The sequence below is a fragment of the Anoxybacillus sp. TBDG-1 genome (assembly GCF_054815885.1).
Map to the genome: position 1 here is coordinate 69,382 of NZ_JBTZSY010000005.1, position 20,347 is coordinate 89,728.

A 20,347-nucleotide genomic window follows, 5' to 3' on the forward strand; every position below is an offset into this window, starting at 1 on the left:
TCCTTTTATTCTTGCACTGGCCCGCTAAATACGACAAATACAATAATGAGACCAGCGATGATCATACTTATGTATGCAATTGTCGCTAAAACGATTTTAATGGCCTTATTTTTCACCTTATATCGACTAAAATAAATTGAAAATACAGCAACAAACATTAAACCGATTCCTGTTAATGAAATCCACATTTTTAAAAGACCCGGTGACATCGCTCTCCCTCACTTTCTGTAAATTGCTACATAAAAAAGCTGAAGTAAAGCGGGGCGTCTTTACTTCAGACGATGACTAAACATACACCATCCACTCAAGTCTGAGAATGTTTTCATAGCATTGTATGCAACATAACTAACAAAGCGCTCTTCACATGCCTATTTCAAAGAAAATTATAACGAAATGTTTGCCAAATCTTCAAGTTCTGACGTTTTTCCACGCGCCATCAACGAATCTACTGCACTTTTTACATCTTTTCCGTTAAATAATACATCGTACAGTGCATTTGTAATCGGCATATCAACATTCATTTTTTTCGCTAATTGATAGGCAGCTTTTGTCGTTCGCACACCTTCGACAACCATTCCCATATTTGCTAGCACATCATCAAGCGCATGTCCTTTTCCAAGCATATTTCCTGCGCGCCAGTTGCGCGAATGGACGCTTGTACATGTAACAATTAAGTCACCAATCCCTGTCAATCCTGCAAACGTAAGCGGGTTGGCACCAAGTCGACTACCGAGGCGAGCCATTTCCGCAAGCCCGCGCGTCATAAGCGCTGCTTTCGCATTGTCGCCATAACCAAGTCCGTCGGTAATTCCTGCTGCTAATGCAATAATATTTTTTAACGCCCCGCCAATTTCTACCCCGATTAAATCTGGGTTTGTATATACGCGAAAATATTGGTGATTCATAAATAAATCTTGAATGCGCTCCGCTGCATCCATGTTTTTTGATGATACCGTCACCGTTGTCGGATGGCGTAAGCTCACTTCTTCCGCATGGCTCGGTCCTGATAAAACGACGACATCTTGCAACAAATGATCCGACATTTCTTCTTCAATAATTTCTGAAATACGTTTATGTGTATCGGGTTCGATCCCTTTGCTAACCGAAACGATCGTAATCGGCTGTTTCACGTATGCGCGAACGCGCTGTAACACCTCGCGAATCGCTTTCGTTGGAACAGCTAATACAACCGTTTCAACCCCTTCAAGTGCTTTGGCAAGATCTACATAACCGACAATCGTTTCAGGAAGATGAATATTCGGCAAATATTTCACATTCGTATGTTTTTCATTAATTTCATCCATTTGTTCTTGGCGCTGTCCCCAAAGTCGAACGTCGTGTCCATTATCAGCAAGAACGATCGCCAAAGCCGTGCCCCAACTACCTGCACCTAATACAGCAACCATTTTATCCCCCCTTAATTTCGCGGGCGTGCAATAATTTTAATTGGCGTTCCTTCAAATCCGAACGTATCACGAATGCGGTTTTCTAAAAATCGCTCATATGAAAAATGCATGAGTTCAGGATCGTTCACAAATACGACAAATGTCGGCGGTTTTACTGCAACTTGTGTCATGTAGTAAATTTTTAATCGTTGTCCGTTATGTGTCGGTGTCGGATTCATCGCCACGGCATCCATTAGCACTTCATTTAATACGTTCGTTTGAACGCGCATCGCATGATTTTCACTGACCATTTGAATAACTGGAAGTAACTTATGCAATCGTTGTTTCGTTTTTGCTGATACGAATACAATAGGCGCATAGTCAAGAAATTGGAAATGATCGCGAATGTTTTTCTCAAATTCATTCATCGTCTTTTCATCTTTTTCAATCGCATCCCATTTGTTCACAACGATGACGACACCACGGCCAGCTTCATGTGCATATCCAGCAATTTTTTTATCTTGTTCAATAATGCCTTCTTCGGCGTTAATGACGACAAGCACAACATCAGAACGCTCAATTGCTTTTAATGCACGCAACACACTATATTTTTCGGTACTCTCATACACTTTTCCTCTTTTGCGCATCCCTGCTGTATCAATAATGACATATTCTTGTCCGTCTCGCTTAAACGTCGTGTCGATTGCATCGCGCGTCGTTCCTGCTATATCGCTAACAATGACCCGTTCTTCCCCTAAAATCGCGTTAACAAGGGATGATTTCCCAACATTCGGGCGACCGATTAAACAAAACTTAATGACATCTGCATCGTATTCTTTCGTTTCACGCTTAGGAAAATGCGCAACGACTGCATCTAACAAATCACCGATTCCTAATCCGTGCGTACCTGAAATCGGAATCGGTTCTCCGAATCCGAGCGTGTAAAAATCGTAAATGTTTTCACGCATGTCTGGATTGTCAATTTTGTTAACTGCTAAAACGACTGGTTTATTCGAGCGATATAAAATTTTCGCTACTTCTTCGTCTGCTGCTGTGACACCGTCGCGACCATTCGTCATAAAAATAATGACGTCCGCCTCGTCAATTGCAATTTCAGCTTGTTGACGAATTTGTGTTAATAAAGGCTCATCACCGATATCAATCCCACCGGTATCAATAATGTTAAACGTTGTATTTAACCATTCTGCGCTACTATAAATTCGGTCACGTGTCACTCCCGGTACATCTTCCACAATTGAAATACGTTCCCCAACAATACGATTAAAAATCGTCGATTTCCCAACGTTTGGGCGACCAACGATCGCTACAACCGGTTTCGACATATTTTCACACTCCTTCACTAAAATTCGAAACCCGAACAAAAAAGAAGCCCTTCCACTGAAGGGGCTAGCTTTCCCATTTTATCAAAAAAATCAATGTTTCACAATAATGAGCAAATCATCGGTTAATGCGTGAGCAATGCCGTCTAAAATCGCCTCTAAATTGGCTGCGATGCGCTGCATTTCTTCATTGTTTTCACAAACGAACGTCATCCCGCCAGCCACTTTATGCGGTGACGTCGTAATGACAGCTAAAATCATTTTTTCTACAGTCATCTTAACACCTTCCCTGCTCGATTCGTTTCGGATTTCGTTGGCATGCGAATCGCATTTTCTAACGTCGGTACGTTACGAATGATCGCTTTTGCTTTTTCAACATCTTTTTCTTGAGGTAAAATGAAAATACCGACTCGCCCATCATCCAAATCGCGCTTAGCAAGCGGCACAAGCGCTGGCGTACCTGAATCGCGGTATACGCCTAATGCTGTTGAAATATCGTGTAAAATCGCTTGGCGTTGCCCGAGATTCGCGATTGTTGAGCGGGCGTTAAAGTTTTTCGGTTTTAAAATAAATCCCATGCCGTATCGTAAAATTTCTTCTCGTCGAGCTTCTAAACCAATGTTCATTATATAAATATTGTCAACGTACAATCCAGCCCCTTTAAAATGCGGTTTCACATACTCTACATCAACAATATCACCAAGTCGACTACCAGACATGAATTTGCGCGCAAAAATAAATGAAATGACAGCCGCAACAATCCCAAGCCATATATTCCAAACTAAATACGCAAACGTGCTTAAAAATGATGCAAAAATAACTAAATAGTTTCTCCCTTCAAAAACGATCGCAATTCCTTCAATATACGTTTTCCCACGCGGAACGAGCTCATATTGATCGAGCTCATTTAACGTATTTCGTTCCATGTTGCGCACATCGCGAAACTGAGAAGCGGCTAACGCTAAAAATGTAATCGCGGCAAACTCTTTTTCCATAATGGCTGGCACCGCAATCGTTCCAAGCCCGGCTGCAATAAACCCTAAAGCAATATGAATAATTTTCCCGTGTAAATAAGTCGGATATTGACGGTAGTCTGTTTTTAATAAATACATTCTCGTTAATACACCAATCGTTACACCAAATAAAATTGGATACGTATATTCGTTCACGTCTTAACCTCCTTTGCCCGCTTCTGAAATCGTCCATCGATATACATAGGTAATTGTTCAAGCCATTTCCATAAAAATAAGCATGCTGTTGCTAACGCCCAGCGATCCAAAAAAGAAAGGGAACCGATCAAATAAGGAAAAGAAAATTGCTTTAATACAAATGCATATAAGAAATCACCTTGGCAACAGCCGACCGTCAACGCAAGTAAGCGATCATAAAATGAGCGATATAAGGCAAACAATGCAAACAAAAGTGCGAAAGCTAGCAACCATGTCGCTTCAATAAACACCCAAACCGGATCGAACAATAATAGAAAATGAAATGCGGCATACAACATAGTTAAACTTGCACTTGCCAATGCAAAATAAACGAATGTCGTTCCCTTTTGTTTCATTACGAAATAGTAACTAACAATGAGCATAAGTATGTAAGCAAGTGAAATGTGAAACGAAAGGATCGTTACCTCATGAATAGATAGTGTGATTAACAATAAAACATATAGACAAATCGATAGGCGAACTCGATTTTTCGGGGCGAAAAATGTGTAAACAATCCATAAAAACCAGGAAACCCAATAAAAATAACCTCCTTCCACCGTCACACCTCCACTTTCCATTATGTCTTATTTTTAAAAATTTAATCTCTGCATGTAAAAAAAGAGAACGGACAAAATAAAAAACAAGGAGGGATATAGATGGGGAAAGATCGCCAAGAGAAGAAGTTAAAGCAATCGCGTCGCGTTGAATCGGATCGCGATCCAGCGAAAAATTTTAAAGGAAGTACAAAAATAGAAAAATAAACACCGACACGTACTGAAAAAGGTGCCCCGTCTTTTTTCGGGACACCTTTTTTCATGGGCGCTGACTATAACGCGTCGTGTCGACGCCGCGTTCGCGCAACCAATGATGCGTTTTTCCTGTAATAACGAGAGGAGCTTTTTGTAAGTCTGCAATCGTTTCAGTACCAAGTGCAGTCATGATGAGCGTTAAGTCTTCATGCAAACGATGAATTTCTGCCATTAATACCTCTATGCCTTGCTCGATTAAAATACGCAACATATGACCAGCCATGCCTACCGCAGAAGCACCGAGTGCGATACATTTGGCCACATCGAGTGCATGTTGTACTCCTCCGCTTCCGATAATGCTTATATGCTGCACTTCGGACGCCACTTCCGCAATCGATGCTGTCGTCGTTATTCCCCATTCGTTAAAATAAGCAAGCTGTTTTTCACGCCGCTTATTTTCAATTTGTGCAAAATTTGTGCCTCCAAAACCTCCAACGTCAACGGCACATACACCTGCATTTTCTAACCTTCGTGCCGTCTCTTTGCTCATTCCAAATCCGACTTCTTTGACGATCACAGGCACATCGACGGCAGAGACAATTTGTTCAATCCGTGAAAGGGCTCCGCAAAAATTACGATCTCCTTCAGGCATAACTAACTCTTGAACAACGTTTAAATGAATTTGAAGTGCGTTCGCTTCAATCATATCAACAGCACGTTTTGCCTCGCCAACCGTTGCTTCGCTACCTAAGTTAGCAAATACAACGCCATGTGTATTGACTTTGCGAATAATTGTAAACGATCGTCGCTCGCGTTCATCTTTTAAAGCCGCCATTTGCGAACCAACAGCCATGGCTATGCCACATTGTTTAGCGACATAAGCGAGCTGTTCGTTAATTTTTGTCGTTTCGTCTCCCCCGCCACCTGTCATCGCATTAATGAAAATCGGCGAACGTAATGAAAGTTCGCCGATGTTTGTTTGTAGATCGATATGAGCAGTGGATATATTCGGCAAGCTATTATGCACAAATGTAATATCTTCAAACCCGTGCAGGCGACGTTGTCCTGTTGCAAGGGCGTATTCAATATGTTGTAATTTTCGTTTTGCACGTTCCACTGCTATCACCATTTATTTTAATTTTTTTAACTGTTCTCCAATGACTTCACCAATTTGAAATCCTGTTGTCGTTTCTGTTGAGGTTGTATATTCACGATAGTCTTCTTGCACATCATCTTCATGCAAATCACGAATGCTTAGCGATAAGCGTTTCTCTTGTTCGCTTACAGCAAGCACTTTTACTTTTACGACATCGCCTTCTTTTAACACTTCATGCGGCGTGCCAATATGTTTCGTTGAAATTTGAGAAATATGAACAAGACCCTCGACGCCTGGGAACACTTCGACAAACGCTCCGAATGGAGCTAGACGTTTGATCGTGCCTTCTAGCACGTCACCTTCTTTTATTTTTTGTTCAATGCCATCCCAAGGAGCTGGCAGTGCTGCTTTTATTGATAAAGAAACGCGTCCGCTTTCCTCATCAATCGCAAGCACTTTCACTTTTACAACATCGCCTTCTTTTACAACGTCTGCCGGATGATCTACACGTGTATGAGCAAGTTGAGAAATATGTACGAGACCATCAATGTCGCCAATATTGACAAACACGCCGAAGTTGGCCATACGTACTACCGTTCCTTCAAGCACTTGACCAACTTGAAGCGACTGTAATACAGCTTTCTTTTTCGATGATTCTTCTTCTTCTACAACCGCACGATGTGATAAAACGACGCGATTTTTTTCACGATCAAGCTCAACGACTTTTACAGCCAATGTACGTCCTTTATAGTCTGTGAAGTCTTCAACAAAATCTTTTTCAACAAGCGAAGCTGGAATAAATGCACGAACACCAACATCCGCCACAAGTCCACCTTTTACAATATCTTTTACAATCACATCAAACGTTTCACCGTTTGCGTGTTTTCGCTCGAGATCTTCCCATGCTTTTTCTGCATCCGCAGCTTTTTTCGATAAAATAAGGGCTTCATCTTCTACTTTTTTCACTTGTGCAATAACTGCATCTCCGACTGAAAGTACATCGCTTGCTTTTTCGATATGAAGGCTTGATAGCTCACTAATTGGAATAATACCAACTAGCTTGCTTCCCTCGACATCTACAAGCACTTGCTTGTCTTCTACTTTTGTTACTTGACCTTTCACTGTGTCGCCTACTTCATAGACACGCACATCAACTTGATTCATCTCTTCCATAGTAAATACCTCCTTACACTCCACACCTGCTCAACGACAGAAATATATGTTCAATGGGCGAACAACGATGTGCTCGTCCATTTGACACAAAGAAAAAACTTCCTTTTTTACTAATCTGTATTAAAACAATCATTTTGTCAAGTTATAACTATTGATGCTCGTTTAAAAGTTGCTGAATATGTTCCATAATAACTGCTGTTACTTCATCAGCACTTGCTCTTCTTTCTCGCCAAGGGGTAAAATCGATCGGAGCACCATATACGACTTTTAACTTTTTCCCAACACGATAAGAACCGATAATGGCACAAGGAACAACAACCGCTTCGCTGCGCAACGCAAAAAATCCTGCTCCGGCCAATCCTTTTTTCAATTTTCCATCTTTACTTCGTGTTCCCTCTGGAAATAATCCGAGTACTTTTTTTTCTTTCAATAAAGCTAAACCTGTTCTTAACGCCTCGCGGTCGCCCATTCCGCGACGAACGGGGAACGCATGTAGACGTGAAACGAGTTGTTTCACAATAGGTGTGCGGAACAGCTCTTCTTTTGCCATAAAATGAACTGGACGCGGACATGTAATGCCAACGACAGGCGGATCCAAGTTACTAATATGATTGGCACAAATAATGACAGCACCTTCTTTTGGAATATGCTCTACCCCACTCACTTCAATACGGTAAAGCGGGGTAAGCACTTGTTTTACAACTGTGCGGGCAAACGTGTAAAAACTCACTACCCCTCCACCCTTTCTTGAACGATGCGCATAATGCGATCGACCACTTCATCAATCGATAACGATGTCGTATCAATTTCAATGGCGTCTTCCGCTTTTTTTAACGGAGCGACCGCACGTTCAGAATCAATTTGATCACGCCGAGCAATTTCTTCTTTTAGTTGTTCGAAATCAGAAGGAATACGTCTTTTTACATTTTCTTCATGTCGCCGTCTAGCTCGCTCTTCAACAGAAGCAAGCAAAAAAATTTTCACTTCAGCGTGTGGCAACACGTGCGTACCGATATCGCGACCATCCATGACCACGCCACCATGTTGCCCTAACTCCCGCTGACGTTTGACCATTTCTTCGCGCACAGCTGGATGTTTCGCTACATACGATACGTTGTTTGTGACATCATTCGTTCGAATAGCTTCGGTCACATCTTCACCGTTCACAAACACAAGCTGTCCACTTGGCGACGGCTTTAATTCAATATATGTATCATGAAGTACATTCATTAATTGTTTTTCGTTATGAACGTCTACTCCGCGCTGAAGAGCACAATATGTTAAGGCGCGATACATCGCTCCTGTATCAATATAAACGTAAGATAATGCTTCTGCTAATCGTTTCGCGACCGTACTTTTACCAGCAGCCGCCGGCCCGTCAATCGCGATCGAAAGTTTCTTTTCCATAATGCCTCCTGTGAATCAGTTTGTTTTCAACAAAAAAGCAGGAGCACCCCTGCTTCTTATATTGTACCATACCGCTTATCGTTGGTCGAATGTTTCAATCGTTTTTAATATGGAATTTTTCATGACACCTTCGTAATGAACGACTTTTACAACATATGGCGCAATTGACGAATGAGAGACGACAAACTGAGCGATAAGCAAAAAAATAAATTGAATGATTGCTAGCTTCCATAACATTCTCTCCACTGTCTTCATTCGCTTCTCCCTCTCTGTCATTTTTATTTTTATTGTGGGAGAGAACGTATCGATTTATGCATCAAACTGCTCTTTTTTTCTTAACTCAAGCTGTTTTTCAAAGCTGTAACGAATTAGTGTGAGACGATCAACATCACTCACTTCTAAAAATTGCAAAGATGCTTTCAGAACGTTTTCTTCAAATATACGAACAACGCGTGCACGAAAACGTAAATAAAGATAATCTCCCGAACGCATATGGAGCACGAGCCAAATTTCAATTGTCATTCCATGTTTTAACCCTGTTTCGCGATGTGGCAATACAATCGCTGCTCCCCCTGCACTTATGTCGCTTGTCACTGTCGTAAATGGGGCAAACTCATCATTGAGAGGATGAACAGCAACGTCTACAACCGATTCAACACGTACGAACTGACGACGTTGAATGCGCAGAAGTTGATTGTCCCCAGGGTATGATAAAATGAGAAGTGGAATATTCCGTTTTGTTCTTCCTAGCACTTCCGATTCAAACGCATAAACGGCTTCATCCTCCCCGACAAAACTGACTTTTAGTTGCGTTCCATCTAGCAAAAAGGCTGTGCGATTTGTGCTCATATCAATTGGGTAATCAATGTAAATTTTTTCTTCTTCTATTTCAGCTACTTTACACTTATACTTCTCCATTTGTTCGCTATATTTTGGTTCAAGCGTTAACGGTACCCCAATTTTAATCAATGTGTAAATCCCCCTCGCTAAAAACATTTCCGTCTTTCCATTTAGTATATGAAAAATACACCTCATAGCATTTTCAATTTGACAATAACATGATACCATCAAAATGAAAAGAAAAGAATTGGGAACGAGGAAGAATTTATGTGGGCTATCATTTCTGCGGGCATTGCTCCCGGGCTAGCGTTGCTCAGTTATTTTTATTTGAAAGACGAATACGAAACCGAACCGTTATCACTCGTTTTGCGCATGTTTTTATATGGGGCATTTTTAGTATTTCCGCTTATGTTTATTCAACACGTATTAAAAGTGGAACATATGTTGCCGAATCCTTTTGTTGAAGCGTTTTTATCAACGGGCTTACTGGAAGAGTTTTTCAAATGGTTTGTTTTTTACTATGCCATTTATGATCATCGGGAATTTAACGAACCGTATGATGGCATTGTTTATGGAGTAAGTGTATCACTCGGGTTCGCTACGCTTGAAAATATTTTATATTTATTTGCAAATGGGGTAGAATTTGCAGTTACTCGCGCGCTTTTACCTGTGTCAAGCCATGCATTGTTTGGTGTTATTATGGGTTTTTATTTAGGAAAAGCAAAATTTGGGTCGCCTAAAAAACAAAAAAATTATATATGGTTTTCTTTCCTTCTCCCATTTTTATTTCATGGCATATATGACTATATATTATTAACACAAGAACGTTGGATATACTACATGCTTCCATTTATGATTTTTTTATGGTGGCTCGCTTTACGAAAAGTCAAACTTGCAAAAGGACTGACGATAGAGATCGCACGATCATCAAGCCAGGCGTAACGCTTGGCTTTTTATTATGTCATTTTGCTTTTCCCATGTATAAAAACGTCATTGTGACAAAAAATAGCGTTAAAAGGTATTGTTTACACATCAAGGGAGGAGTCACAATGCGCAAATGGTTCATTTGTTTATTTTTGATTTTTTCGTTTAGTTATACATCGCAGGCGCATGCATTTTCTAAACAAGTCATTCAACGCGGAGCTGTCGGTGATGATGTCATTGAACTACAAGCAAGATTGCAATATCTCGGCTTTTATAGAGGGAAAATTGATGGAGTATTTGGTTGGCGGACATATTGGGCGTTACGCAACTTTCAATACAAATTTAAGTTGCCTGTCGATGGGCTAGCAGGAGAAACAACGAAACAAAAACTCGTACGCGCTTCAAAATATTACAAGTCATTTGTTTATAACAATTTACGAAAAGGAAATACGTTTACTCATTACGGCGGCGTTCCGTTAAGCAAACAAGTCAAGGTACGTCAAACGAAAGCCAAAAATCAAGCAACTGCGACAAGAACAACAAATAAACAAGCCAGCAAAACTACAAGTCCCCAGCAAACAGCTGCAAAACGTGTAAAAACGGCTGCGGTAAATGTACCAAACGGCTTTTCTCAAAATGATATACAACTGATGGCGAACGCTGTGCATGGTGAAGCGCGGGGTGAACCGTATATCGGTCAAGTCGCTGTTGCAGCAGTCATTTTAAATCGTATCAATAGTCCTTCGTTTCCAAACACAGTAGCTGGCGTCATTTTTGAACCAGGAGCGTTTACAGCTGTCGCGGACGGACAAATTTGGCTCACTCCAAATGAAACGTCCCGCAAGGCGGTACTTGATGCGTTAAACGGATGGGATCCATCTAGTGGAGCGCTATATTATTTCAATCCAAACACAGCGACAAACGGATGGATTTGGAGTCGTCCACAAATTAAACAAATTGGAAAACATATTTTTTGTAAATAGGAGGGGAGTTTTTTGCTACGAATTTTACTCATTGCCGCTCTATCGATTGGCATTGCTGGCACAGCATATTGGGGTTATCGGGAACACCAACAAAAAAATGCGATTTTGATTCATGCGGAAAACAACTATCAACGTGCATTTCACGATTTAACGTATCAAATCGACTTGCTTCACGACCAAATTGGAACAACGCTTGCCATGAACTCCCGTCAATCGCTGTCACCTGCGCTTGCGGAAGTATGGCGTCTTGCCTCTGAAGCGCACGCAACTGTTGGACAGCTCCCTCTTTCTCTTTTACCTTTTAATAAAACTGAAGAGTTTTTGTCTAATATCGGTTCATTTAGCTACCGTGCGGCGATTCGGGATTTAGACAAACAACCGTTAAATAATGAAGAATATAAAACATTACAACAACTATATAAAAAGTCTGCTGATATTCAACAAGAGTTGCGAAACGTGCAACATCTCGTATTAGAAAACAACTTGCGGTGGATGGATGTTGAGTTGGCACTCGCGACAAACAACCGTCCAAACGACAACACAATTATTGATGGGTTTAAAACGGTAGAAAAAAACGTTCAATCTTATAATGAAACCGATTTCGGTCCTTCGTTTACAAGTGTTGAGAAGCGAGCGAAAGGGTTTGAACATATTTCCGGAAAAAAGATTACAAAAGAAGAAGCAAAACAAATTGCAAAAACATTTCTCGGGTTAAAAGGGAATGTGGAAATACAAGTTGTTCATAGCGGAGAAGGGGCAAATGACGCGTTTTATAGTGTAACGATTAAAAATCCAAAAACAAAGAGTGAGACGTATATGGATATTACCGAAAAAGGAGGATATCCGATTTGGGTTATTGAAAATCGCCCTGTTAACAAGCAAAACATCAGTTTAAATGACGCAACGATACGCGGGCTTCACTTTTTAAAACAACATAAATTTAACAACTTCGAACTGTACGAAAGCACGCAGTATGATCATGTCGCTGTGCTCACGTTCGTTACAGCACAAAACGGTGTTCGTATTTACCCTGAATCGATTAAAATGAAAATCGCACTAGATGATGGAAACATTATTGGCTTTTCTGCCCGCGACTACTTATCGTCAAAGCGTGAACGAACCATTCCAAAACCAGCGATTTCGATTGAACAAGCACGCAAAAAAATGAATCCAAACGTCACCATTATGGAAGAAAGAAAAGCGATTATTATGAACAATGTAAATCAAGAAGTGCTTTGCTATGAATTTTTAGGAACGCTCGGAGACGACACATACCGCATTTTCATTAATGCACAAAATGGAATGGAAGAAAAAGTAGAAAAACTTCAAAATCCTGAACCTATATATGGCGAAATATAAGGGGCTAGCAATCAGCCCCTTTTTTCTGTCGTTTCGATGATAGCGTCACGCATAATAGTGATCATCACTTCTAGTTGTTCAAATGTACTAGCTAACGGTGGCATAAAGACGATGACATCCCCAAGCGGACGTGTTAGCATCCCTTTTTCTCTCATCGTTAGCGTAGTTTTATATCCGATGCGTTCGGTCCATGGATACGGTTCGTGTGTATGACGATCACGCACGAGTTCGATGCCGCACATGAGCCCAAGCTGGCGCACATCACCAACATGAGCGAGCTCAGTAAACGATGCAAGTTGTTCGGCAACAAACGCCGCCTTTTTTTCTACTTGTTCTATCAGTCGCTCACGCTCAAAAATTTCTATGTTCGCTAAAGCAGCTGCACAACCGAGCTGGTTTCCTGTATAAGAATGTCCGTGGAAAAACGTTTTCAACTCTGTATAATCGCCATAAAACGCTTCATAAATCGTTTCCGTCGTCAATGTAGCAGCAATTGGCAAATAACCGCCAGTAATACCTTTTGCAACCGTCATAATATCAGGTTTCACATTTTCATGCTCGATCGCAAATCGTTTTCCTGTCCGTCCAAAGCCCGTGGCTACTTCATCGACAATCAATAAAATGTTATATTTTCGACATAATTGCTCTACTCCTTTTAAATATCCTGTTGGCATTACATGCATGCCCCCCGCTCCTTGAATCATCCCTTCGACAATCATAGCTGCAATTTCTTCATGATGTTCGGCAAATATTTTTTGTAACGCCTCTAACGCTTCATCACGCACAACGTTTGGATCGTTGCTTGGATGACGATAGATGAGCGGAAATGGTGCTTTATAGCTCGTAAACATAAGCGGTTCATATACGGTATGAAAAATGTCGATGGCTCCAACGCTAATGGCGCCGACTGTATCTCCGTGATAGCCGTTTGTCAACGTGACAAATTTTCGTTTTTTATCTTCTCCGATATTCCGCCAATATTGAAAAGCGATTTTTAGCGCAATTTCTACAGCTTCTGCTCCACTATCCGAATAAAACACGCGCGTTAAATGACTTGGCGTCCATTCAATTAATTTTTCGGCTAATGCAATAGCAGGAACATTCGCTGCACCTAAAAGCGTCGAATGGGAAATTCGTTCCATTTGAGCCCGAATTGCATCGTCAATTTCTTTTTTTCGATGGCCATGAACGTTTAACCAAAGGGATGAATATCCGTCATAATATGTTTTTCCGTTCACATCCGTCAAAAAAATACCTTCGCCGCTTTCAATGACGAGTGGATGTTGTTCATAATCTTTCATTTGTGTAAATGGCAACCATAAATATGTTTTACTTTTTTCAATCCACTCGTTCATTGCCACCATTCCTTTCTCCATACAATTTCACCACGTAAAAAGTTCGTCATATGCGAAATTTCGGCAATGACCGGGATATGTGTCATCGCTTCAATCATCCGTATGTTCTCTTGTTCAATTTCATTTTTTGGTGTAGCAAAGCCGTTCATGATAATGCCAGCTATTTGTAAACCAAATGATTTCGCATATTGTACGGTTAACACCGTATGGTTAATCGTCCCGACACTCGCCCGAGCAACAATAATGAGCGGAAGAGATAACAACTGAGCTAAATGAGCAACAAGAAACGATTCGTCAACGAGCGGAACAGCAATTCCCCCTGCGCCTTCGACAAGTACGAAATCATACGTTTGTTGTAGCCTTCTCATATGTAGCAAAATACGATCTGGTTCTATTGTGACCCCATCCATTTTTGCAGCGAGATGTGGCGAGCAAGGAGTTTTCAGTAAATATGTACATCCATCTTCATCAGTCACATTGATCACTTTTCGATACGTGTCCACATCAGGTGCAACCCATTTTCCATCTCGCCATTGTGCTCCGCTTTGAATAGGTTTATAAGCCGTTGCACGTATACGTTTGTTAATAAGGGTTTGCAGCATGCAAGCAGTAACAAATGTTTTTCCGACATCTGTGTCTGTCCCTGTAATGAAAAAACCTTTCATACTGTTCCTCTCCCTTTTATTTGTTAACTTTTATTTTATTATAGTTAACAATATAAAACAACAAAAAAAATGCCCGAGCATTACTCGGACACTTTTTTCTCCCTTTTAGCAATACATGCAGCAATTAAGTCGCCATGGAAACGACCGTTTTCAATAAAAATTTCATTGGCGTTATTTCCAGCCGCAATAACTCCAGCAATAAAAATACCTTCTACATTTGTTTCCATCGTTTCTAGATTATACATTGGCCGTCCTGTCTCAGCATCAATGTTAACACCCATTTTCTTCAAGAAGTCATGGTCAGGATGATATCCCGTCATCGCAAAAACGAAATCGTTTTTTATTTTCTTTTCTTCACCATTTACTGTATAAATGACCGCATCTTCTGTAATTTCTTTCACATGAGCATTGAATTCCATCGTAATAATTCCTTGGCGAACAAGCGAGTCAAACTCAGGTAAAATCCACGGTTTAATGCTGGAAGAATATTGTGAACCGCGATATAAAACGGTGACGCGCGCCTCCGCTTTTACAAGTTCTAGCGCTGTATCAACACTTGAGTTTTTTCCACCAATGACGACACAATCTGTATTGTAATAAGGGTGTGCTTCTTTAAAGTAATGCGTCACTTTCGGCAAATGTTCCCCAGGCACGTTCATATAGTTTGGGTTGTCATAGTACCCTGTTGCAATAATGACGTATGTCGCTTCGTACGTATCTTTACTTGTCTCCACAATGAATGCCCCATTCGCTTGTTTCGTCACGCGCTCTACTTTTTCAAACGAATGGACACGAATATTTTTCCGCGTCACAACTTCCCGGTAATAAGCAAGAGCTTGATTACGCTTCGGCTTGCGATTTTCTGTAATAAACGGTACACCACCAATTTCTAAACGATCGCTCGAACTAAAAAATGTTTGATGTGTCGGATAATGATATATTGAATTGACGATATTTCCTTTTTCGATGACAAGCGGTGAAAAGTTTGCGTTTTGCAAAGCAATCGCAGCTGCTAATCCACACGGTCCTCCACCGACAATAATCATTTGTTCTTTTTTCACTTGACGCTCACCTCAACAAAAAATCTCCTATCATACAATGATAGGAGATTTTCTGTGTTCGTGCAAATATTAAATCCAACCACGGAAACGGCACGCTTCCGCCATTTTACGCACACCGACCATATAAGCTGCTAAGCGCATATCGACGCGACGTGTTTGAGCCGTCTCATATACGTTATTAAACGCTTTCACCATTACTTTTTCAAGTTTTTCTTCCACTTCTTCTTCTGTCCAGTAATAGCCTTGATTGTTTTGCACCCATTCAAAGTAAGAGACCGTTACACCACCAGCACTTGCTAGCACGTCAGGAACGATTAAAATGCCACGCTCCGTTAAAATTTCTGTCGCCTCTAATGTTGTCGGACCGTTTGCCGCTTCGACAACGATTTTCGCTTTAATGTTGTGCGCATTTTCTTCTGTAATTTGATTTTCAATGGCAGCTGGTACTAAAATATCACACTCTAATTCAAGCAACTCTTTATTTGTAATTGTATTTTTAAACAGTTTCGTTACCGTACCAAAGCTGTCGCGACGATCTAATAAGTAATCAATATCAAGACCATTTGGATCGTATAAACCGCCGTATGCATCAGAAATGCCAATGACTTTCGCTCCAGCATCATGCATAAACTTCGCCAAATAACTTCCCGCGTTACCGAATCCTTGCACAACAACACGCGCGCCTTTTAAGTCGATGCCGCGCTTTTTAGCCGCTTCACGAATACAAATTGTAACGCCTTTAGCTGTTGCTGTTTCACGACCGTGTGAACCACCGAGTACAAGCGGTTTTCCTGTAATGAATCCCGGGGAGTTAAATTCGTCAATTCGGCTATATTCATCCATCATCCACGCCATAATTTGTGAATTTGTAAACACATCAGGCGCAGGAATATCTTTCGTTGGACCGACAATTTGGCTAATGGCGCGAACGTAACCGCGACTTAGTCGCTCTAACTCACGGAATGACATCGTACGCGGATCGCATACAATTCCACCTTTTCCACCGCCGTACGGTAAATCAACAATCCCACATTTTAAACTCATCCAAATAGAAAGTGCTTTCACTTCTCGTTCTGTCACATTCGGGTGAAAGCGAATACCCCCTTTAGTTGGACCGACCGCATCGTTATGCTGTGCACGGTAGCCAGTAAACACTTTTACTGAGCCATCATCCATGCGCACCGGAATTTTCACCGTTAACATGCGCAACGGCTCTTTCAACAGCTCATACACCTCTTCAGGATATCCGAGCTTTTCAAGTGCTCTATGTATGACAATTTGCGTTGCTCGTAGGACATCATGTTTTTCTTCGTTGGTATGCTTTTCGGCTACCATTTGTAAACCTCCCATAACCTTTTGTAAAATATTGTCCGCCTTTCATGTCATAGTATACACCTTCTATGCGCATATGCAAAGAAGTTTTTATTGATTTTTTGTAATCGTTTTCAAAAAAAAAACGATCATTCACATCACAATATGAAAGCGATATAATGAACATACGATAGAAAGGGGCGAAAAAGATGAAAAAACGAATTTTATTTTGTTTTGCACATCCTGATGATGAGACGTTTACGGTTGGAGGATTGCTTGCCTCATTAGCGAAGCGTGAGGATGTCGAAACGATCGTATATAGCGCGACGCTTGGCGATGCAGGAAAATGCGGAAATCCGCCAGTTTGTACAAAAGAACAGCTCCCTCATGTGCGTAAAAAAGAATTACAACAAGCGACGACTATTTTAGGTGTTGATCACGTCGTTACCGATACATATCCTGATGGAAAGTTACCTGAATATGAGAAGCAACTTGTTGATTCGATTCGTCTCATGATTAAACAATATAAACCGACCGTTGTCGTGACTTTTCCGCCACATGGTATTTCTGGACATCGAGACCATCAAGCGATTCAACGAGCCACCTATCAAGCAGTAACATCAATGGATCATATTGTCGAACAGCTGTATTACGTGACTGTCGTTGGTCGTCCTGACCGTTACGGTGACCCAATTGAAAACATTGATATCGTCTTTACGTTTACAGATGAAGAAGCAAAAAAAGTGCGCGAAGCTTTACTTGCGCACCGCACGCAACATTTATCTGTCGAGCGCGTATTCCCGACTGTTCATCATAACTCGTTTCATAAGTTTCAAAATCGTGAATACTTTATACGTGCATGGTCAAAAGAAAGTGAGCCACCTTATCCGTTTTAAAAATAACCTTCGCGCACGGGCGAAGGTTATTTTTGTACAAAGTATTTATATAGTTGGGCGACCGCTTCGTTGGCGATCAATTTTTTGCCGTACTCTTCGACACGATACATCGTTAATGTGGATGGGCTACCGTATTCAGCCAAAATAGCAACAAAGTCATCTGTCGGGATAACGGATTCAGCAAAATGTAAATAAAATCGTCCTTCATAACCGTAAAGCGAGCCGCCATGACAACCGAGCGAATAAAGACGCGTTGCTAATTGAATGACATCTTCAAACGTTTGAAATTCAAAAAATATATCATCGCTTTCATCTAGCGTGACTTGCATCTCAATATAATCGTCGCTAAACTCGTCTTCCTCATCTGTCATTTCACCTTCGCTCGTTACAATCACGACCATGCCCTGTGCCGGTAAAGAGTACACTTCGACAGCGACCGACCCGTTAATTTCAAAGCCGAGCTCCTCACTTGCTTCCTCAATCATATCACGAAATAGTTCATGCACTTTAAACGTATCTTTCCATAAATCTTCTTTCGTTAAACCGCGCTCGACTAGATCATCAAATGTGAGGAATATTTTAATTTTATTGTAGTTTAAGCGTTCAAGCCGCATAAACATCCCTCCTTACCTACACAGACTTTACTGTTAGCATATGACGAACGTGTAAAAATGTTCGTCATATTACTAATGAGTTTACATCGTTTTCTCCCTTTTAGACAAGTATTTTTCATTCGATTTTAACCATTCATCCCATTGCTCTTTTGACTGTCCGAGAAGATGATCACGATACTTGCTTTTTATTTGTTCATCAACTTCATCAAACGCCCGTCCACCGATTCCAATACGAATATGTGGATATGTTTGTTTCAATTGATCGACAAGTTGTAGTGTCGCTCGTACATTTTGGCTCAATGTGCACGATAAAAAAATATAAGATGGCTTCACTTCATGAATGACAATCGGTAAATCTTGTTGATCAATACTTGCTCCTAAATAAATTGTTTCATAGCCTCTTCTGCGCAAATATAAAGTAAAAATAAGTAATCCGAGTTCATGCCATTCATTTGGTCCGCAAACAGAAATCGTTTTTGGAAGCAAGCGATTGACGGGAATCATAGAAAACGCCATACCAAGTCGTGACCGTAAAAAGGCGGAAGCGAAATGTTCATGCGCGCTCGTAATTTTTTCATTTTCCCATAAGTCCCCGATCCTCACAAGAAGTGGACTTAATATGTCAAGTGCAACCTTTTCAACCGTATATAAACTGAACGCCTCATTTAGCAATTCATGTGCTATCCATTCTTCAAATGATAAAAGGGCTTGCAATAGCCGTTCGCGAAGCGCAGTGACATGATCTTCTGCTTGTATATGCACTTCTGACGGTCGCTGTTCTAACAGCGAAATGGCTTGGCTAATTGTAAACCCTTGATTGACTTTATCAACGAGCCATTTTAATATTTGTACTTGTTCTTCTGTATATAGACGATGTCCCGCTTCATTGCGCGGTGGGGCGATAATTTGATAACGGCGCTCCCATGCGCGCAACGTCCCAGGTTGAATCCCTAGCATGTTTGAGACTGCCTTCACATTATACTTTCCTTCTTGTGTTGACATACAAAATCCTCCATATCTCGCGTCATTCTGTCAACATTATAGCGGATATGAAGGGAGCGTGTAAAATTTGTATAGGTTTTGCTTAACTTTTTTTATGTTCTAACTCAATGAGATGCGTTTCTGCGCGTGCACCGAAACGAAGTGGGAGCGTCGTCGTCCCATATCCGTTGCTAACAAGTAACATCGTTCCATTTACATTTTGCAAACATCCTTTTTCATATAAACCAAACGGTCCAAGACGAATTTGTCCTCCATGCGTATGTCCACTTAAAACGAGATCAATTTCATGTTGCGGCATGATTTTTTCAATGATGCGTGGATCATGGCTAACGAGAATGCGAAACGTTGTATGCTCTGCGTCACTTAACGCCATATCAAGACGATCTCGCTTTTTGTTCATATCATCAACACCGAGCAAAGCGATGCAATCGCCTTGCTCACTTTCAAACGTAACCGCTGTATTATCTAATATTTTTACACCGCTTTCAAGTAGTAGTGCGTCTAACTCATGGTAATCTACTTCATAGTCATTATTTCCCCAAACAAAATAAACAGGACCGAGCTGTTTTAACAATTCAATATTTCGTTTGACACGTGAAAACGGAACCCCTTTTTCAGTTAAGTCGCCGCCGATGATGACAAGATCAACTTTTCCTTTTAATGAGTCAACAAACGTTTCGGATATACGTCGACGATGAATATCTGAAATAAAAAAAAGACGAAAGCGCGAAAAGCTTTCTGGAAACGTTGAAAACGATAATGAATGAAAAACTACTCGATGACGATGCGCTTCGATCCACATGTATATCATAAATGCAACAAAAGCTACGATAATATACACCATATCAACTTTCCCTCTCTTTGTATACGTTCATTGACATCATACCATATGCGAAAGAAAAGAGAAAAAAAATGATCGTTTTTGTTTGAGTCAAGACTTTGTGGGAGATTTTTTTCTCGACCGATTTTTTTGGTTATA

The 20,347-nt window shown here is 40.8% G+C and carries 24 protein-coding genes; 5 read left to right on the forward strand and 19 right to left on the reverse strand.

Annotated features, from left to right (window positions below; genetic code table 11):
• Positions 1-5 precede the first annotated feature (5 nt).
• From ACYQY7_RS03020 to ACYQY7_RS03045, 6 genes are all read right to left on the reverse strand, one after another.
• Positions 6-209 (reverse strand): DUF2768 domain-containing protein, encoded by a 204-nt coding sequence (locus ACYQY7_RS03020; protein WP_461200666.1) that lies wholly within the window; start codon positions 207-209, stop codon positions 6-8.
• A 174-nt stretch (positions 210-383) separates the two neighbouring features.
• Positions 384-1,406, reverse strand: coding sequence for an NAD(P)H-dependent glycerol-3-phosphate dehydrogenase (locus ACYQY7_RS03025; RefSeq protein WP_461200667.1), 1,023 nt, complete (start codon positions 1,404-1,406; stop codon positions 384-386).
• Between the two features lie 11 nt (positions 1,407-1,417).
• Entirely contained in the window at positions 1,418-2,728 is a 1,311-nt protein-coding gene (gene der / locus ACYQY7_RS03030) for a ribosome biogenesis GTPase Der (RefSeq protein ID WP_461200668.1), read from the reverse strand.
• 90 nt (positions 2,729-2,818) lie between these two features.
• Entirely contained in the window at positions 2,819-3,001 is a 183-nt protein-coding gene (locus ACYQY7_RS03035; protein WP_461200669.1) for a capping complex subunit for YIEGIA, read from the reverse strand.
• On the reverse strand, positions 2,998-3,894 hold the full coding sequence (locus ACYQY7_RS03040) for a YIEGIA family protein (RefSeq protein WP_461200670.1): 897 nt from the start codon (positions 3,892-3,894) through the stop codon (positions 2,998-3,000). The genes ACYQY7_RS03035 and ACYQY7_RS03040 overlap by 4 nt, the downstream gene beginning before the upstream one ends.
• Positions 3,891-4,490: a YphA family membrane protein gene (locus tag ACYQY7_RS03045; RefSeq protein WP_461200671.1), complete on the reverse strand. Its 600-nt coding sequence runs from the start codon at positions 4,488-4,490 to the stop codon at positions 3,891-3,893. Before ACYQY7_RS03045 ends, ACYQY7_RS03040 begins: the two co-directional genes overlap by 4 nt.
• 99 nt (positions 4,491-4,589) lie before the next feature.
• Between ACYQY7_RS03045 and ACYQY7_RS03050 the strand changes: the two genes are divergently transcribed.
• Positions 4,590-4,694 carry a YpzI family protein gene (locus ACYQY7_RS03050; RefSeq protein WP_461200672.1) on the forward strand — a complete coding sequence of 35 codons (105 nt, stop codon included), beginning with the start codon at positions 4,590-4,592 and terminating at the stop codon, positions 4,692-4,694.
• Between the two features lie 52 nt (positions 4,695-4,746).
• On the opposite strand, the gene fni is transcribed toward ACYQY7_RS03050, so the two are convergent.
• The 6 genes from fni to ACYQY7_RS03080 form a co-directional block, all read right to left on the reverse strand.
• Positions 4,747-5,799: a type 2 isopentenyl-diphosphate Delta-isomerase gene (gene fni, locus ACYQY7_RS03055; protein ID WP_461200673.1), complete on the reverse strand. Its 1,053-nt coding sequence runs from the start codon at positions 5,797-5,799 to the stop codon at positions 4,747-4,749.
• Between the two features lie 12 nt (positions 5,800-5,811).
• Complete coding sequence (gene rpsA, locus ACYQY7_RS03060; RefSeq protein WP_461200674.1) at positions 5,812-6,951, reverse strand: 30S ribosomal protein S1; 1,140 nt, start codon at positions 6,949-6,951, stop codon at positions 5,812-5,814.
• Between the two features lie 148 nt (positions 6,952-7,099).
• The gene (locus tag ACYQY7_RS03065) at positions 7,100-7,681 is read right to left on the reverse strand and encodes a lysophospholipid acyltransferase family protein (protein ID WP_461200675.1); all 582 of its coding nucleotides are present in this window, start codon (positions 7,679-7,681) and stop codon (positions 7,100-7,102) included.
• Entirely contained in the window at positions 7,681-8,358 is a 678-nt protein-coding gene (gene cmk / locus ACYQY7_RS03070) for a (d)CMP kinase (RefSeq protein WP_461200676.1), read from the reverse strand. The genes ACYQY7_RS03065 and cmk overlap by 1 nt, the downstream gene beginning before the upstream one ends.
• 75 nt (positions 8,359-8,433) lie before the next feature.
• Positions 8,434-8,613, reverse strand: a complete 180-nt coding sequence (locus tag ACYQY7_RS03075; RefSeq protein ID WP_461200677.1) for a YpfB family protein — start codon at positions 8,611-8,613, stop codon at positions 8,434-8,436.
• Positions 8,614-8,667: 54 nt separating this feature from the next.
• Complete coding sequence (locus tag ACYQY7_RS03080; RefSeq protein ID WP_461200678.1) at positions 8,668-9,327, reverse strand: flagellar brake protein; 660 nt, start codon at positions 9,325-9,327, stop codon at positions 8,668-8,670.
• A gap of 138 nt (positions 9,328-9,465) precedes the next feature.
• Between ACYQY7_RS03080 and prsW the strand changes: the two genes are divergently transcribed.
• The 3 genes from prsW to ypeB all read left to right on the forward strand — a co-directional run bounded on the left by prsW (position 9,466) and on the right by ypeB (position 12,464).
• Complete coding sequence (gene prsW / locus ACYQY7_RS03085; RefSeq protein ID WP_461200679.1) at positions 9,466-10,140, forward strand: glutamic-type intramembrane protease PrsW; 675 nt, start codon at positions 9,466-9,468, stop codon at positions 10,138-10,140.
• Positions 10,141-10,247: 107 nt separating this feature from the next.
• A complete protein-coding gene (sleB, locus tag ACYQY7_RS03090; protein ID WP_461200680.1) occupies positions 10,248-11,105 on the forward strand; it encodes a spore cortex-lytic enzyme in 858 nt (285 codons plus the stop codon).
• A gap of 12 nt (positions 11,106-11,117) precedes the next feature.
• On the forward strand, positions 11,118-12,464 hold the full coding sequence (ypeB, locus tag ACYQY7_RS03095) for a germination protein YpeB (RefSeq protein ID WP_461200681.1): 1,347 nt from the start codon (positions 11,118-11,120) through the stop codon (positions 12,462-12,464).
• Between the two features lie 11 nt (positions 12,465-12,475).
• On the opposite strand, the gene bioA is transcribed toward ypeB, so the two are convergent.
• The 4 genes from bioA to ACYQY7_RS03115 all read right to left on the reverse strand — a co-directional run bounded on the left by bioA (position 12,476) and on the right by ACYQY7_RS03115 (position 16,880).
• Positions 12,476-13,840, reverse strand: a complete 1,365-nt coding sequence (bioA, locus tag ACYQY7_RS03100) for an adenosylmethionine--8-amino-7-oxononanoate transaminase (RefSeq protein WP_461200682.1) — start codon at positions 13,838-13,840, stop codon at positions 12,476-12,478.
• Positions 13,816-14,484 (reverse strand): dethiobiotin synthase, encoded by a 669-nt coding sequence (bioD, locus tag ACYQY7_RS03105; RefSeq protein WP_461200683.1) that lies wholly within the window; start codon positions 14,482-14,484, stop codon positions 13,816-13,818. The genes bioA and bioD overlap by 25 nt, the downstream gene beginning before the upstream one ends.
• Before the next feature lie 80 nt (positions 14,485-14,564).
• Entirely contained in the window at positions 14,565-15,545 is a 981-nt protein-coding gene (locus tag ACYQY7_RS03110; protein ID WP_461200684.1) for a YpdA family putative bacillithiol disulfide reductase, read from the reverse strand.
• Positions 15,546-15,614: 69 nt separating this feature from the next.
• Positions 15,615-16,880: a Glu/Leu/Phe/Val family dehydrogenase gene (locus ACYQY7_RS03115; protein ID WP_035046061.1), complete on the reverse strand. Its 1,266-nt coding sequence runs from the start codon at positions 16,878-16,880 to the stop codon at positions 15,615-15,617.
• A 185-nt stretch (positions 16,881-17,065) separates the two neighbouring features.
• On the opposite strand from ACYQY7_RS03115, the gene ACYQY7_RS03120 reads away from it, so the two are divergent.
• Complete coding sequence (locus ACYQY7_RS03120; RefSeq protein WP_461200685.1) at positions 17,066-17,752, forward strand: PIG-L deacetylase family protein; 687 nt, start codon at positions 17,066-17,068, stop codon at positions 17,750-17,752.
• Positions 17,753-17,778: 26 nt separating this feature from the next.
• Here ACYQY7_RS03120 and ACYQY7_RS03125 read toward each other — a convergent pair whose 3' ends face one another.
• From ACYQY7_RS03125 to ACYQY7_RS03135, 3 genes are all read right to left on the reverse strand, one after another.
• Positions 17,779-18,366: a genetic competence negative regulator gene (locus tag ACYQY7_RS03125; RefSeq protein ID WP_461200686.1), complete on the reverse strand. Its 588-nt coding sequence runs from the start codon at positions 18,364-18,366 to the stop codon at positions 17,779-17,781.
• 81 nt (positions 18,367-18,447) lie between these two features.
• Positions 18,448-19,368, reverse strand: coding sequence for a MerR family transcriptional regulator (locus ACYQY7_RS03130; RefSeq protein WP_461200687.1), 921 nt, complete (start codon positions 19,366-19,368; stop codon positions 18,448-18,450).
• Positions 19,369-19,450: 82 nt separating this feature from the next.
• A complete protein-coding gene (locus tag ACYQY7_RS03135; protein WP_461200688.1) occupies positions 19,451-20,212 on the reverse strand; it encodes a metallophosphoesterase in 762 nt (253 codons plus the stop codon).
• Positions 20,213-20,347: the final 135 nt, after the last annotated feature.

Coding starts and splice junctions, on each gene's coding strand:
- ACYQY7_RS03020 (WP_461200666.1), bottom strand. CDS start 209: ATGTCACCGGGTCTTTTAAAAATGTGGATTTCATTAACAGGAATCGGT.
- ACYQY7_RS03025 (WP_461200667.1), bottom strand. CDS start 1,406: ATGGTTGCTGTATTAGGTGCAGGTAGTTGGGGCACGGCTTTGGCGATC.
- der (WP_461200668.1), bottom strand. CDS start 2,728: ATGTCGAAACCGGTTGTAGCGATCGTTGGTCGCCCAAACGTTGGGAAA.
- ACYQY7_RS03035 (WP_461200669.1), bottom strand. CDS start 3,001: ATGACTGTAGAAAAAATGATTTTAGCTGTCATTACGACGTCACCGCAT.
- ACYQY7_RS03050 (WP_461200672.1), top strand. CDS start 4,590: ATGGGGAAAGATCGCCAAGAGAAGAAGTTAAAGCAATCGCGTCGCGTT.
- rpsA (WP_461200674.1), bottom strand. CDS start 6,951: ATGGAAGAGATGAATCAAGTTGATGTGCGTGTCTATGAAGTAGGCGAC.
- cmk (WP_461200676.1), bottom strand. CDS start 8,358: ATGGAAAAGAAACTTTCGATCGCGATTGACGGGCCGGCGGCTGCTGGT.
- ACYQY7_RS03075 (WP_461200677.1), bottom strand. CDS start 8,613: ATGAAGACAGTGGAGAGAATGTTATGGAAGCTAGCAATCATTCAATTT.
- prsW (WP_461200679.1), top strand. CDS start 9,466: ATGTGGGCTATCATTTCTGCGGGCATTGCTCCCGGGCTAGCGTTGCTC.
- sleB (WP_461200680.1), top strand. CDS start 10,248: ATGCGCAAATGGTTCATTTGTTTATTTTTGATTTTTTCGTTTAGTTAT.
- bioA (WP_461200682.1), bottom strand. CDS start 13,840: ATGGAGAAAGGAATGGTGGCAATGAACGAGTGGATTGAAAAAAGTAAA.
- bioD (WP_461200683.1), bottom strand. CDS start 14,484: ATGAAAGGTTTTTTCATTACAGGGACAGACACAGATGTCGGAAAAACA.
- ACYQY7_RS03115 (WP_035046061.1), bottom strand. CDS start 16,880: ATGGTAGCCGAAAAGCATACCAACGAAGAAAAACATGATGTCCTACGA.
- ACYQY7_RS03120 (WP_461200685.1), top strand. CDS start 17,066: ATGAAAAAACGAATTTTATTTTGTTTTGCACATCCTGATGATGAGACG.
- ACYQY7_RS03125 (WP_461200686.1), bottom strand. CDS start 18,366: ATGCGGCTTGAACGCTTAAACTACAATAAAATTAAAATATTCCTCACA.
- ACYQY7_RS03130 (WP_461200687.1), bottom strand. CDS start 19,368: ATGTCAACACAAGAAGGAAAGTATAATGTGAAGGCAGTCTCAAACATG.
- ACYQY7_RS03135 (WP_461200688.1), bottom strand. CDS start 20,212: ATGGTGTATATTATCGTAGCTTTTGTTGCATTTATGATATACATGTGG.